The sequence below is a fragment of the Vulcanococcus sp. CPBay_Sum15L08_68 genome, assembly GCF_017855895.1.
In the GTDB taxonomy this organism is placed as follows: Bacteria; Cyanobacteriota; Cyanobacteriia; order PCC-6307; family Cyanobiaceae; genus Vulcanococcus.
On record NZ_JAFMFX010000014.1, the window covers coordinates 1 to 13,200 of the forward strand.

Genomic DNA, 13,200 nt, shown 5'->3' on the forward strand with positions numbered 1-13,200 from the left:
TCGGACGGCCGTCTCAACGCCGCCGGAGAACTGGAGTGTCCGTATCACGGCTGGAGTTTTGACGGGTCGGGGCGCTGCACACTGCAGCCCCAGGCGGAACCGGGCAGCAGCATCAGTGGCCGCAGCCACTGCCGCAGCTACGCCACGGCCTGCGCCCAGGGGTTGTTGTTCGTCTTCAGCGGGCCAAGCGAGCAGGCAAGGGAGCAGCCCCTACCGCTGGTCCCGGTTCTCGATGAGGCCGGCTGGGTGGTGCAGGACACCTTCCGGGATCTGCCGATGGATGCCCTGACCCTGCTGGAGAACGTGCTCGACGCCAGCCACGTTCCCTTCACCCACCACGCCACCGTTGGCCGCCGAGAGAACGCGGCCCCCGTCGCACTGGCCCTAACGGGGTTCGATCGCGACGGCTTTACGGGACTGTGGGAGGAGGGCCCCAGACGCGGAAAGCTCGGGAGTCAACACACCCGATTCCTGGCCCCGGGGCTGATGTGGCACGACCTCACCGCCAAAGGGTTCGCCCGCATCCTCACGGTCGTCTATGCCGTCCCCACCCGTCCTGGGGAATGCCGATTGATCGCCCGCTTTCCCTTTCAATTCAGCTCCCCCTGGCCGGGACGCCTGCTGCGGCTGCGCCCCCAATGGCTCCAGCACATCGGCAACCACACGGTGCTGGAAGACGACCAGCTCTTCCTGCACTGGCAGGAGCGGGTCATCGAACAGCGGGGCGGCCGCCATGACGCCCTGCGCCAGTACCACCTCCCCACCCAGGCGGATCTCTACGTCAGAGCACTGCACGACTGGGTCAATCGCTACGGCGGCGAGCCATTCCCAGGCCAACCGCTACCGCAGCGGCAAAACCGCCAGGCCTTGATGGAGCGGTTTGAGGCCCACACCCGCCATTGCCGCAGCTGCGCCGGCGCCGATCGGCGGCTGAAGCGCCTGCAGCCGCTCTGCTGGATTCTGGTGGCCCTTGCAGGACTGGGCGCGGCCTGGAGTGGTCCGGGCTGGGCAGGCGGCATCGCCCTCGCCTTCGGCGTTGCCCTGGCCTTAGCGGCCTGGCGCATTCGGCGCTGGCGCCAGCTGCTGCGCTTTGGCAGCGGGCTGCCCCCCCGCAACCACTAGGGCAAGACAAACGGAACGGGAGAGTCGAAGTGCATCCAGCGGCCATCGCTTGGATGGCTGAACTCCAGGCCGCAGGCATGCAAGTGCAAGCGCGCCGCAGAACGCTCGCCGTAGAGGGGATCACCCAAGATCGGATGCCCCAGCGCCTGCAGATGCACACGCAGCTGATGGGAGCGTCCCGTCAGGGGCTGCAACGCCAAGCGACTGCAGCTGGAGTGCTGAGACGACAGGCGCCAGTGGGTTCGGCAGGGTTTACCGGCGGGGTCGACGCCATAGAGCGGAGGCCTGTGTTGTCGCTTGGCGATCGGATGATCAATCCAGCCCTCCTCGCCATCGGGCACGCCGGAGACATCGGCGACGTAGCGCTTCTCAACCCGCCGCTCGGCAAAGGCCTGGCTCAAGGCGCGGTGGACCAGCGCTGAACGGGCGACGACGATCAAACCGGAGGTGTCCCGGTCGAGGCGATGCACCAAACGGGCTTCGGGCCACTCGGACTGGACGGCCGTGATCAAGGAATCCGACAGCTCGGGGCCTAGGCCGGGTTGGGACAACAGGCCGCTGGGTTTCTCGAGCACCAGCAGGGCCGGATCCTCGTAGACCAACCAAAGCGGATCAAACAACGCAGGCAAGAACGCTCGACCCTGGCCACACTGGCCCTAGTAGTAGCCGGGCCATGGCACTCGATCAGTTCAAACGGGCGCTCTCCGCCCTGCTCGAGCAGGCCCCCGAGGATCCCCTCGAGCGCGATGAATACTTCGAGCTGAACACCCTCCCCAGCTACGGCGGCAGCGGCTTTGAAGTCGTGATCTGCGATGAAGAGCACGAGATCTTCGCCGTGATCTACACCGATCGCCTGTTCGACGAGGGGGAAGAGGGCCAGGAGGCGGTTGAAGCACTCGTGCCCCCATTCCTTGAGGCCGCCTACGGCCTGACGCCCGAGGAATGGCAAAGCACCGAACCGTTTGATCTCGGCTGGCGGAGCCGCGAATACCTCTGGTTCATGGAATTCAGCGTGCCCGGGCTCAAACCCACCTGCAGCTACTGAGGCTCAAGCGCTCCACTGGAGCAGCTGCAGCTCACTGGCGCGCCGGCTGATCAAGACCAACTGATCACCATCGACCGCCACAGGCAGTCCCGTCACCCGGCGCAGTTGTTGGCGATCCACCAAGGCCACACCACAGGTCTCCACCAGCAGCGCGGGCATCAACCCAGGCCCACCCCGCATGCCCAACAGATCCAAGGCCTGACGGACGGCACGGGCCGAGGTGTCGGCTCCCAGCCGCTCCACCAGCTGAGGCCAAAGATGGTTCACCGGCTCAAAGCCAGAGAGATCGACGTCAAACACCTGCATCGATTCACTGTCTGCCGCCGGCTGGACCGCGGTCAAGCCCGGTTCAGTTGGACGTAGTGCGGGGCATAGAGAAACACCCGCTCCCCCAGACGCACCTGTTGGGCATCCAAGGCCACCGCTGCGCCCGCCAGAAAATCGACGGCCCGCTGGAGCTGGTCTTCGGCCAAGGCGCTGAAGTTCACCACAACCGTGGCCTGATCACGCAGGGCCGTAATCGCCTCTTGAACCGCATCAAAGCTGGGCGGATGGATCACGATCACCTCCGGCCCCCAGCCGGGAGCGTCCTGCTCCGATGGCGGAAGAAATGGATCCATCAGCCGCTCGGCTCTTCAGAGGATTCAGGTTCCTCCTGGGGGCGGAAACGCTCGAGCATTTCGGCCGTCGGATGAATCGTCTCCAGGGCATCCTCGTTATCCAGGAAGGCCTCAAAGGAGCGGAAGCGACAGATTGTGGGCTCGATCTCAGGGTCACTGCAGACCTCCTGCCAGCTCAGATGCTTCGGTCTGAGCTCCTGGAAATGGACCAAGGCCTCCTCCAGATCACCCGCGTCACCGCAGTTTTCCCCCTTCCAGAGCAACTCAAAAAAGGTCACGGCCCGTTGCGCTCGGTTGCCCTGAGCCTACGAAGAACCAAGCACAAAAAAAGCTGGACCACAGATGCGGTCCAGCCAGGAATCGAAGCCCTGAAGAGAGGGATTCAGTCCTCTTCCGCCTCAGCGCCGGCGGGGATCAGCTTGATCTGCTTACGGCCGAGTTTGATCTCAAACTCATCGCCGGGCTCCAGACCCAGCAGCGCGGTGTAGGCCTTACCCACCAGCAGGTTGCCGTTGCCCTGAACCGTGGCCACATAGCTGAGCTTGCGGCCGCCCTTGCCGGTGCCACCACCGCCGCCGCCAATGCTGAGACCTTTGGCCTCCAGCAGAGCCTCATAGAAGGCAGTGAAGTTCAGACGCTCTGAACCATCTTTTTTGTTGCTGACATACCCGCAGGAGCGAACAAGATCAGACTTGCTGACATCACCCAACTCTTTGACCTTGGCGAGAAGATCAGATCCGGTCAGCATTGAATAGAAATTCGGTTGCGGGAAAGATAGCGGGCCAAGCCACACTCACCAAGGGGGATGGTGTGCATGAAGAGACATTGCACACTCAAGCAACATCAAACGACATCCCTAGCGTCAAACCAGACACAGGCGTTCACCATGTTCGTTGGCGAAGTTTTCCTCGAGAGTGTCTCGACCGGCGTCATCACAGCTGAAGAAATCGCCTGGATCACGGCAAAGCAAAGCCAGTTCGACCGGCAAGAAGAGGCGATGGCCCTCAAGCTGGGGCGCCTGCTCGATGAGGGCGTGATTCAAATCGGCTGCCGCATGCTCGGCGACCACGCCCGCTCGGCCTAGATCAATTCCGGATGACGGGGGTCCCCCTTAAACGGACCCTCAACGGCTGAGGTGATCCAACCGCCGTAGAAGCCACCCGGCTGGGGAATCACCAGCTCCTGATCAATCCAACAGCCATCCATCAGCGCGGGATAGAGCGCGATCCACCCTGCGATCGGCGCAAACGGGGCTGTGGGTTGGGTATAGGTCCAGGCCGCCTTGGGCAAGCAGCGATCGCCCACAACGATGTCGAAGTAGCTCGCGACCCCCTTCCACTCACAAAAGCTGCGTCCGCCAGCGGGCACCAAGGCACCGGCGGTAAACGCCTCCGCCGGCAGGTAGTAGGTGGGCGGATGGAAAGTTTCCAAGACACGAAAACTCTTCTGGGTCTCCGCCAACAGTGCTCCGAGGGCCCGCACCTGAATGTGCTGTGCGGAAGCCTGCAGGGCAGGAGGCCTGGGGTAATCACAAACCCGTTCTGGAGTGGGGGCCATCAAGCTTCAGCCTCAACCAGGAATGAAATTGCGCAATTTCCGAGCCTCTTCTCCGGCGCGGTGCTGGAGCTCGGCATCGCTGAGCTGCTCGTCCTCGCGCACCATGGCCGCAATCACGTCGGCCTCCTCAACCTGGAACTGAAGCTCCGCAGCCCAGCCCAGGAGTTCCGCCAGATCCATCGGTGTCTTCAGCCGTTCAGCCATCTGCGGCTGCGAGCGGGCATACGCAAGAAAGGCATCCAACTGCTGCAGCGACACGACCCTTTTTCGAAAGCACCGGTCTAACGGAACCCAGCCCTCGTCAAAGGACCGATCGCGCATCAAACTTGCCCCAGACGCGTGCATCGGCATGTCCACCCCCCTCCCCCAATGGATGCGCCTGCTCGGTGCGGGGCTCACGGGGCTGCTGGCCGTGCTGTTTGTCGTGGTGCTGCAACAGACCCGTGAACAGGGTCAACGGCTGCAGCAACTGCAGGACAAGGTGCAGACGATCGAAAACGCCAACGACCTGGAGCGCACCAACGCCCTGGAAGAGCAACTGCGCTCGACGGTGGAGCGGCTGCAGGCCCTGGAGGGCATCGAGCAAAAAGTCCAGAGCCTCAGCAGCCAAGTCCAGACCCTGCGGGATCTGCAGCGGTCCCGCTCCTCACTCTTCCCCTATGAGTCAGGCGGGCCTTCGCGCCCCCTGCCTGCGCTTCCGCAGCTGCCTTAATGGCGGCCGCTCAACGCTTCGATCAGATCCAGACACCGGTCATCCCCGTGATGGCCCAGTTGATCGCGGCCACCCCAGGAACCCTCTCCCTCGGACAAGGCGTGGCCCCCTGGGCGCCGCCAGAGGAGGTCCTCCAGGCCATGGCGGCGGCACTGCGCAACGATCCCGACCTGCATCGCTATGGACCGGTGGCCGGGGATCCAGAGCTTCGCGCCGAGCTACGGCACTGGCTTGAGCAGCAACACCAGATCGACTGCAGCGCCAGCGAGATCCTGATCACAGCCGGCAGCAACATGGCCTTTCAGGCGGTGGTGCAGGCGCTGTGCGATCCAGGGGATGAGGTCATCCTCCCGGTCCCCTACTACTTCAACCACGAGATGGCAGTCCGCATCGCCGGAGGACATCCGCGAGCGGTTGAGGCGGGGGTCATCCCTGATCCCGCTCTGCTGGAGGAGGCCATCACGGAGCGAACTCGGGCGATCGTGACCGTCTCACCCAACAACCCCAGCGGCGCGATCGTTCCGCGGCCGGTTCTTGCGGCTATCAATCAGCTCTGCGCCCGCCGCGGCCTGATCCACATCAGCGATGAGGCCTACGCCCTGTTCCATTACGGAGCGGAGCGCCCCTGGAGCCCCGGTGCCGCAGCCGGCAGCGGCGGGCACACCATCACCCTGGGATCCCTCTCCAAAAGCCATGGCATGGCGGGCTACCGCATCGGCTGGGCCGTGGTGCCGCCGGAGCTGATGTCAGCCCTGACCAAGGTGCAGGACACCTCCTTGATCGGGCCGCCCAAGTTGAACCAATGGGCCGCCCGGGCCGCCTTAGCCGTGGGACCCCAGTGGTGCCGCGAGCAGATCCAGACCTTGGCGGAGCGGCGGGAGCAGGTCCTCGCTGCCCTTGGGCCAGCGACCCCCAAGCGCCCCTGGCGTCTGTTGAACCAACCGGAAGGTGCCTTTTACGCCCTGCTTGAACTGGACAGCAGCCTCAGCGCAGACCAGGTGATGAAGCGCCTCATCGTTGACCATCAAGTGGCCCTAGCCAGCGGCAGCAGCTTTGGGCTGAAGGGTGCCTGCCTGCGACTGAGTTACGGGATGCTCAGCGGAGACGACCTCGCCGAAGCCCTAAGGCGACTCGAGCGCGGGCTCTTGGCCTTGAGCTAATCAGCCCTTCACCGCATCGCCGGTGGCGCTGGGGAGGATGAAGCGCTGGAGCCCAATGAACAACACCAGCACCGGCACGATCGAGACGACCGCACCGGCGGCCACCAGGCGCCAATCGAGGGAAAAACTGCTGGCCAGTTGTTGCAGCCCCAGGGGCAGGGTGTAGAGGTTCCGGTCATCCAGGATCACCAGCGGCCAGAGGAAATCACTCCAGGTGCCGATAAAGACAAACATCGCCAGGGTGATCAAATCCGCCTTGGCCGCAGGGATCATCACGTTCCACCACTCACCCAGGCGACTGCAGCCATCAATCCGAGCCGCCTCCTCCAGTTCCACTGGCACGCCAGCGAAGCTTTGCCGCAGCAGAAAAATGCCAAAGGCCGTTGCCGCCTGGGGAATGATCAGGGCCCAGAGGGTGTTGCGTAGACCCAGCTGCACCATCAGCAGGTAGAGCGGGATCATCACCACCTGAAAAGGAATCAGGATCGTCGCCACCACCAAAGCCAGCACCAGGCCTCGCCCGGCAAAGCGCATCCGCGCCAAGGGGTAGGCGGCTAGGGAGCAGAACAGCAGGTTGGCGAACACCGCGCAGCCGCTGACGATGGTGCTGTTGAGGATGTAGCCCCACATGGGGTTGTCCTCAAACAGGCGCAGGTAGGCCTCCAGGCTCGGTTGGCTCGGGAAGAGCGCCGGGGGGCTGGTGAAGATGTCTTCGGCCGGCCCCTTTAAGGACGTGCTGACCAGCCAGAGCAGGGGCACGAGCATCGCCACCGCAATCAGCAGCAGCGCAATCAACTGCAGGCCGCGGAGCAACACAGACCGCCTGCGGCCGCTGATGGGCTCAGCCATCAGAGGCGAGGGCGATCGGCAGGGGCCATCTCACCCACCGGCAAGGGTGCTTTCTGGGGGTGCAGGGGTGAGTGTTGACTGCCCGCCACCAAGCGATTGAGGGCATTCACAAAGGCCTGGGCAGAGGCCACGACGATGTCGGTGTCGGCGGCATGGCCCGAGTAGAGCACCCCATCCGCCCGCAGGCGAATCGTGACTTCACCCATGGCGTCAATGCCTTCGGTGACCGACTTCACCGAGAACTCCACAAGCTCATTGGGCACCTGGGCCAGCTGGTTGAGGGCCTGGCAGACGGCATCCACCGGGCCGGTGCCAATGGCGGCTTCGGTCAGCTCTGCACCCTCGCTATTCAGCAGGGTGACCGTGGCCGTCGGTTGCAGGCTGGTGCCCGTGCTGACCTGCACCAACTTCAGGCTGTAGGTCGCCTGGTCCTGCTGCTGCACCTGTTCGCTGACGATGGCCTCGAGATCGCGGTCGGAGATCTCCCGCTTGCGGTCGGCCAACTCCTTGAAGCGGGCGAAGGCATCGTCGAGGTCCTCGCGCTCGAGGTTGTAACCGAGCTCCTCCAGGCGGGCGCGGAACGCACTGCGGCCGCTGAGCTTGCCCAAGGAGATGCGGTTATCGGCCAGACCGATGGTGCGGGCGTCGATGATTTCGTAGGTCAGGCGGTTCTTCAGAACGCCGTCCTGGTGGATGCCGCTTTCGTGGGCGAAGGCATTGGCACCGACGATGGCCTTGTTGGGCTGTACCGCCATGCCGGTGAGGTTGCTCACCAAGCGGGAGGTCTTGTAGATCTCCTCGGTGCGGATGCCGGTGAGGGGTTCGCTGCTGCTGACGTCGCGGCCCAGGAAAGGGTTGAAGTAGCTGCGGCGCACATGCATCGCCATCACCAACTCCTCCAGGGAGGCGTTGCCGGCCCGCTCACCAATGCCGTTGATCGTGCACTCCAGCTGGCGGGCACCGTTTTTCACGGCCTCGAGGAAGTTGGCCACGGCCAAACCGAGGTCGTTGTGGCCGTGCACCGAGATCACCGCTTGATCGATGTTGGGCACATGGCGGTTGATCCCATCGATCAGCGCACCGAACTCCGAAGGCGTCGTGTAGCCAACGGTGTCGGGGATGTTGATCGTCGTGGCTCCAGCGGCAATCGCAGCTTCGATCACCTGATACATGAACTCCGGATCGGAGCGGCCCGCGTCCTCGCAGGAGAACTCGACGTCATCCACCAGGGAGCGGGCGTAGGCCACCATCTCGCCGGCGATGCTCAGGACCTCCGCGCGACTTTTGCGGAGCTTGTGCTCCAGATGGATGTCGCTGGTGGCAATAAAGGTATGGATGCGGCGATGGGCCGCCGGAGCGACTGCATCCGCGCAGGCCTTGATGTCGCCCTTGGCGGCCCGCGCCAAGCCACAGATCACCGGACCCTCGGCGGTGCCGACCGTTTGGGCGATGCGTTGCACCGCATTGAAGTCACCAGGGCTGGCGAAAGGGAAGCCCGCCTCGATGATGTCGACGCCAAGCCGGGAGAGCTGCTGAGCGATCGCCAGCTTCTCCTCCAGGTTGAGGCTGGCCCCAGGGGACTGCTCACCATCACGCAGGGTGGTGTCGAAGATCAATACCCGGCCGGGATCGCGGGCCATGGCGGCTACAAGTCGGAATGGTTATGAGTTAGGTCCACTCTAGTCGGGTGGGCCTGGATGCGGCTCAGCCGCTTCAGTGACCGTCGGTCTTCTCGAGCTGCGGCTTCAGGCTGGAGAGATCCACAAACCGATCCGCCGCATTGCGCAGTTCCCGCGGAACCATGCCTTCGGTGCTCATCAAGACCACCTTCAGCCCCCGGATCCGCAGAACCTCCAGCAGACGCTCCAGATCACGGCTACCGCTCATCACCCAGACCTCATCAATGCGATGGGCCACGGCCATCAGATCAATGGCGATTTCCACGTCCAAATTGGCGCGGGCGAACTGCCGTTGATCGGAGTCATGCCCCACTTCCCTCAGGGGCTTGGTACGAACCGTGAAGCCCAGGCTGGTGAGGGCATCACGGAAGGGACGCTGATCGGTCGCGTCCTTCAGACCCGTGTACCAAAACGCAGAGCCGAGCTCGACGCCGGATTGCGCCGTGGCGTACTCCAGCAGCCGACGGGGATCGAAAAACCAGCCGAGTTTTTGCTGCACGTAAAACATGCTGTGGCCATCGACCGCCAGAGCCAGCTGCATCCGCACCCCTTCACTCCGTCGAGCCTAGAAGTTGCACCTAAAGTCGCCTCACTCTGAGCAGGGGCGTTGGCCGCAGGACCCGCTGACGCTGGCGATCTAGCGCTTGTTCTCCACGCGCACCTGCCGTACGTGCACTCCAGCGCACCGGGATCCCTGGAGGAGGACTGGTATTTCCAGGCCCTTCTGGAGTGCTACCTGCCTCTGCTGGACACCCTCGAGGCCGCCGCCGCTGACCCCAGCCAGCGACCGCGGCTGACCATGGGGCTCTCGCCCACGCTGCTCTCCCTACTGAGCAACAAGGTCCTCAGTCAGCGCTTTATCCCCTGGCTGGAGGTCCGCCAAGAGCTCTTGCGCCAGGCACCCCAGGACCATGCGGCAGCCGCGGCCGGCCTCGGGCTGCAACTCCAGCGGGCCAAGCAGGCCTGGAAGCAGGCGAAGGGTGATGTGCTGCCGCGCTTTCAGGCGCTGCAACAGCAAGGGGTCCTCGACCTGCTGACCTGCGGTGCCACCCACGGCTATCTGCCACTGCTGCGGGATTGCCCCGAAGCCGTGCGGGCGCAGCTGCTGACGGCCGTGCGGGAGCACGAACGCCTGCTGGGGGTGCGGCCCCTGGGGATCTGGCTTCCGGAATGCGCCTACTACGAGGGGCTTGATCGGCTGCTGGTCAGCTGCGGGCTGCGCTACGCGATCCTCGATGCCCACGGCCTGCTGCATGGACAGCCGCGGCCCCGCTATGGGGTCTATGCACCGATCTGCAGTCCCGGCGGGATGGCCTTTTTCGGCCGGGATAGCGAATCGACCCTGCCCGTCTGGAGTGCCCGGGAGGGCTACCCCGGCGATCCCAGCTACCGCGAATTCCACCGCGATCTGGGCTGGGATCTCCCCGAGCAAGAGCTCCAGCAACGCGGCATCACCAGCCCGCGCCCCCTTGGGCTCAAGCTCCATCGCGTCACCGGGAGGCAGTGCAGCCTCGAGGCCAAGCAGGCCTACGACCCGGCGCAGGCCGCCGCCACCGTGCAGCGCGATGCCCAACACTTCCTGGCGGGCCGGGCGCAGCAACTGCAGGACCTCAGCGGCTCGATGGAACGTCGACCGCTCCTGGTCGCCCCCTTTGATGCGGAGCTCTTTGGCCATTGGTGGTTTGAAGGTCCCCAGTTCCTGGCGGAGCTGTTCCAGCAGGCGCCGCGTCAGGGGGTGGGTCTGGCCACCCTGCGGGAGACCCTCAGCCGAGGCGATGCGCTTCAGCTCTGCCAACCGTCCCCCTCCAGCTGGGGGCAGGGGGGCTACCACACCTATTGGCTCAACGAGAGCAATGCCTGGGTGATCCCCGAGTGGAACCGGGCCTCGCGGGCGATGGTGGATCGGGTCAGCCGCGGAGTCGGCAGCGAGCAGGCCAGGGACTGGCTGCAGCAGGCGGGCCGCGAATTGTTGCTGGCCCAAAGCTCAGATTGGAGCTTCATCCTGCGGGCCGGCACCACCACCGAACTGGCCAAGGAGCGGATTGAGCGCCATCTCCAACGCTTCTGGTGCCTGATCGAAGCGATCAACACCAACACCCCTCCACCGGAGGGGTGGCTTGAAGCCGTGCAACGGGAAGACGGCCTCTTTCCCCTGATCAACGCCGCCGACTGGGCCAGGCTGCCGGCCCCATGAGCGATCCCCGTCCGTCCCTGCTGGAGCCCCAGGCCCAGCGTGAGCTGCTCACGGCGGCACTGCCCGCCGAGCTGGCCTTTGAGCGGAGCTTGGCGGCCCAGGCCGCCGCCGAGCCGGAGCACGACCGGCTGCGGGTGCTGCAGCTGAATCTCGGCAAGCTCTGCAACATGCAGTGCTCCCACTGCCATGTGGATGCTGGCCCCCATCAAGGCCACACCCAGATGGGCGATGCGGTGGTCGACGCCTGCATCGCCGCCATCGAGCGACTCCGGCCTGCGGTGCTTGACCTCACCGGTGGAGCACCGGAACTGCACCCGCGCTTTCGCGATTTGATTCGTGCGGCACGCCAACGGGGCTGCCACGTGATCGACCGCTGCAATCTCACGGTGCTGCTCCTGCCAGCCCTCTCGGATCTGGTGGGTTTCCTGGCGGAGCACCAGGTGGAGATCGTCGCCAGCCTGCCCCAGCCGGAGGAGACCAGCACCGATGCGCAACGGGGCGATGGCACCTGGGAGGCCTCGATTGAAGCCCTGAGACGTCTCAATGCCAACGGCTACGGCCAGGGGCAAAGCGAGCGTCAGTTGACCTTGATGAGCAATCCCTGCGGCACCCAACTGCAACAGCTCACCGCCTGCGACGAGCTGCGCTGGAAACGGGAGTTACAGGAGAAAGCCGGAGTCCAATTCGATCGTCTGATCGGCCTGAACAACATGCCGATCGCCCGCTTCCTGCAGCAACTGCAGGCCGATGGTCACGTCAACTGTTATTTGAAGCTGCTGCAGGGCGCCTTCAATCCCGGTGCCCTCGCCGGTCTGATGTGCCGCGACACGCTTTCGGTGGCCGCCGATGGCTCGATCTACGACTGCGACTTCAACCAGATGCTGGACCTACCGCTGAGCGGAGGAGCCGACATTCGCTCCATCGATCTGAAGCAGTGGAAGGCGCAGCCGATCCGTTGGGGCAACCACTGTTTTGGCTGCACCGCAGGCCAAGGGAGCTCCTGCGCAGGCGCTACGGCTTGAGCAGACGCAGCATCAAGGGCAACTCACGCCCCTGCTGCTGCATCAAGCCCCAACGCACAGCCCAGGGGGCGACGGCGAACAGCCGCAGCATTGCGCCAATCAGGGCGGGAAGGGTGAGGGTATTGGTCAAGAAGCCGTACCACTGCTGTTTGGGCAGGGCGAAGAACGTGGCAAAAAACTGCCGGAGCTGGTCTTCGGGGTAACGCATCAGCTTCTCCAGGCCAAAGCGATAGAGGGCGTGCTTGCGCTGCAACTCGAGCGGCCACAGCGCCTGCCAGGCCTCACGCGCGAGGGACGGCGCAGAACGGTTGCCATCGGCAAGGCCAACGGCGATGGCCTCTGCCAGCAGCGGTGCCCGCCGCAGCAAGGAGCCCACCATGTAGCCCGAGGCGGGATGGACCAAGGTGGCGGCGCCCCCGAAGGCCAGCAACTGCTGCTCCAAATCCGGCAGGGGCATGTTCATCGGGAAGAGGCAGAACTCCTCCTCCTCCATGGCGAGCAGCTCAACACCGCGATGGGCCAACCGCTTCAGCAGACGCTCCTTCAAAACCGCGTAGGGAACAGCCGGGGCCAGGGCCAAGGAGGTTTCCTCCACGAAAAAGCGCCCCTCGCCGAAGTCCATCGCATACAAAAACGTTGGAGCTCCGCAGCGGCGCTCCGCCTCACTGAGGTGATCGCAGCGGTAATCCATCAGGACAAATTGGCCGGGCTCCACCGGGGGCTTGGAGAAGCGCCCCACAATTCCGTAGGCCGCCTGCCCCGCCACCGGACCTTCATCCGGGCGCTTGAGGAACGGGCTGTGATGACCGCTGCAATCAATCACCAGGCGCGCTTCGAGGCGCTCCCCTTGATCCGTCGTCACCACCGAACCCTGGCTGTGGTGCTCAATCCCGGTGACTGCAGCGCAGGTCCAGGGCACACCAGCGGCTTGGCAGGGGGTCAGCCAGTGGCGCTGCAGCGCAGCCTTGTCGAAGAGGCCGTAGTCGATGCCATGGGCAAAGGCCTCGGTCCCGAGCGCTGCACCGAAGTAACTCGTGGTGTGGCTCCAGCGGTGTCCCAACAGATGGGCCATGCCCAGGGCATCCACCTCCGGTCCCCAGATGCCATAGGTGTTCTGCCATGGCGCCTCGGGGGAGGTAGGAGCCACACCCGCCACCTTGACGCCCCGTTCCACCAGCGCGGCGGCGATGCAGAGGGCCGCAGGGCCAGCGCCGATGACGAGGACGTCAACACCCATGAA

18 protein-coding genes are annotated in these 13,200 nt (G+C 64.6%); 7 read left to right on the forward strand and 11 right to left on the reverse strand.

Annotated features, from left to right (window positions below; all coding sequences use genetic code 11):
* Positions 1-1,122: Rieske 2Fe-2S domain-containing protein (locus tag QZ189_RS03805; protein WP_296420990.1), on the forward strand; the 1,122-nt coding region annotated here is incomplete at its 5' end.
* Here the strand turns inward: QZ189_RS03805 and QZ189_RS03810 are convergent.
* Positions 1,119-1,751, reverse strand: coding sequence for an RluA family pseudouridine synthase (locus tag QZ189_RS03810; RefSeq protein WP_363155303.1), 633 nt, complete (start codon positions 1,749-1,751; stop codon positions 1,119-1,121). The two genes, QZ189_RS03805 and QZ189_RS03810, sit on opposite strands and share 4 nt — an antisense overlap.
* 44 nt (positions 1,752-1,795) lie before the next feature.
* On the opposite strand from QZ189_RS03810, the gene QZ189_RS03815 reads away from it, so the two are divergent.
* The gene (locus QZ189_RS03815; protein WP_010317901.1) at positions 1,796-2,167 is read left to right on the forward strand and encodes a hypothetical protein; all 372 of its coding nucleotides are present in this window, start codon (positions 1,796-1,798) and stop codon (positions 2,165-2,167) included.
* 3 nt (positions 2,168-2,170) lie between these two features.
* Here QZ189_RS03815 and QZ189_RS03820 read toward each other — a convergent pair whose 3' ends face one another.
* The 4 genes from QZ189_RS03820 to QZ189_RS03835 all read right to left on the reverse strand — a co-directional run bounded on the left by QZ189_RS03820 (position 2,171) and on the right by QZ189_RS03835 (position 3,535).
* On the reverse strand, positions 2,171-2,473 hold the full coding sequence (locus QZ189_RS03820) for a hypothetical protein (RefSeq protein WP_296416020.1): 303 nt from the start codon (positions 2,471-2,473) through the stop codon (positions 2,171-2,173).
* Between the two features lie 32 nt (positions 2,474-2,505).
* Positions 2,506-2,787 (reverse strand): cell division protein SepF, encoded by a 282-nt coding sequence (locus QZ189_RS03825; RefSeq protein WP_296416019.1) that lies wholly within the window; start codon positions 2,785-2,787, stop codon positions 2,506-2,508.
* A complete protein-coding gene (locus QZ189_RS03830) occupies positions 2,787-3,065 on the reverse strand; it encodes a hypothetical protein (RefSeq protein WP_296416018.1) in 279 nt (92 codons plus the stop codon). Before QZ189_RS03830 ends, QZ189_RS03825 begins: the two co-directional genes overlap by 1 nt.
* 104 nt (positions 3,066-3,169) lie before the next feature.
* The gene (locus tag QZ189_RS03835; protein ID WP_247479146.1) at positions 3,170-3,535 is read right to left on the reverse strand and encodes an AbrB family transcriptional regulator; all 366 of its coding nucleotides are present in this window, start codon (positions 3,533-3,535) and stop codon (positions 3,170-3,172) included.
* 138 nt (positions 3,536-3,673) lie between these two features.
* Between QZ189_RS03835 and QZ189_RS03840 the strand changes: the two genes are divergently transcribed.
* Positions 3,674-3,871, forward strand: coding sequence for a hypothetical protein (locus tag QZ189_RS03840; protein ID WP_296416017.1), 198 nt, complete (start codon positions 3,674-3,676; stop codon positions 3,869-3,871).
* On the opposite strand, the gene QZ189_RS03845 is transcribed toward QZ189_RS03840, so the two are convergent.
* Entirely contained in the window at positions 3,868-4,344 is a 477-nt protein-coding gene (locus tag QZ189_RS03845) for a DUF427 domain-containing protein (protein ID WP_296420992.1), read from the reverse strand. The genes QZ189_RS03840 and QZ189_RS03845 overlap by 4 nt on opposite strands.
* 12 nt (positions 4,345-4,356) lie before the next feature.
* Entirely contained in the window at positions 4,357-4,695 is a 339-nt protein-coding gene (locus tag QZ189_RS03850) for a Nif11-like leader peptide family RiPP precursor (RefSeq protein WP_363155321.1), read from the reverse strand.
* Between QZ189_RS03850 and QZ189_RS03855 the strand changes: the two genes are divergently transcribed.
* On the forward strand, positions 4,694-5,056 hold the full coding sequence (locus QZ189_RS03855) for a hypothetical protein (protein ID WP_010317909.1): 363 nt from the start codon (positions 4,694-4,696) through the stop codon (positions 5,054-5,056). The two genes, QZ189_RS03850 and QZ189_RS03855, sit on opposite strands and share 2 nt — an antisense overlap.
* Positions 5,056-6,216, forward strand: coding sequence for an aminotransferase class I/II-fold pyridoxal phosphate-dependent enzyme (locus QZ189_RS03860; protein ID WP_296420994.1), 1,161 nt, complete (start codon positions 5,056-5,058; stop codon positions 6,214-6,216). Before QZ189_RS03855 ends, QZ189_RS03860 begins: the two co-directional genes overlap by 1 nt.
* Here the strand turns inward: QZ189_RS03860 and QZ189_RS03865 are convergent, their stop codons facing one another.
* The 3 genes from QZ189_RS03865 to QZ189_RS03875 all read right to left on the reverse strand — a co-directional run bounded on the left by QZ189_RS03865 (position 6,217) and on the right by QZ189_RS03875 (position 9,285).
* Positions 6,217-7,065, reverse strand: a complete 849-nt coding sequence (locus QZ189_RS03865) for a carbohydrate ABC transporter permease (protein ID WP_010317911.1) — start codon at positions 7,063-7,065, stop codon at positions 6,217-6,219.
* Positions 7,065-8,705: a 2-isopropylmalate synthase gene (locus tag QZ189_RS03870; protein ID WP_296416012.1), complete on the reverse strand. Its 1,641-nt coding sequence runs from the start codon at positions 8,703-8,705 to the stop codon at positions 7,065-7,067. The genes QZ189_RS03865 and QZ189_RS03870 overlap by 1 nt, the downstream gene beginning before the upstream one ends.
* 73 nt (positions 8,706-8,778) lie before the next feature.
* On the reverse strand, positions 8,779-9,285 hold the full coding sequence (locus QZ189_RS03875; RefSeq protein ID WP_010317913.1) for an NYN domain-containing protein: 507 nt from the start codon (positions 9,283-9,285) through the stop codon (positions 8,779-8,781).
* A gap of 66 nt (positions 9,286-9,351) precedes the next feature.
* Between QZ189_RS03875 and QZ189_RS03880 the strand changes: the two genes are divergently transcribed.
* On the forward strand, positions 9,352-10,938 hold the full coding sequence (locus QZ189_RS03880; RefSeq protein ID WP_296420996.1) for a 1,4-alpha-glucan branching protein domain-containing protein: 1,587 nt from the start codon (positions 9,352-9,354) through the stop codon (positions 10,936-10,938).
* A complete protein-coding gene (gene arsS, locus QZ189_RS03885) occupies positions 10,935-11,960 on the forward strand; it encodes an arsenosugar biosynthesis radical SAM (seleno)protein ArsS (protein ID WP_296420999.1) in 1,026 nt (341 codons plus the stop codon). The genes QZ189_RS03880 and arsS overlap by 4 nt, the downstream gene beginning before the upstream one ends.
* Here arsS and crtL read toward each other — a convergent pair.
* Entirely contained in the window at positions 11,950-13,197 is a 1,248-nt protein-coding gene (gene crtL / locus QZ189_RS03890; protein ID WP_296421001.1) for a lycopene beta cyclase, read from the reverse strand. The genes arsS and crtL overlap by 11 nt on opposite strands.
* Positions 13,198-13,200: the final 3 nt, after the last annotated feature.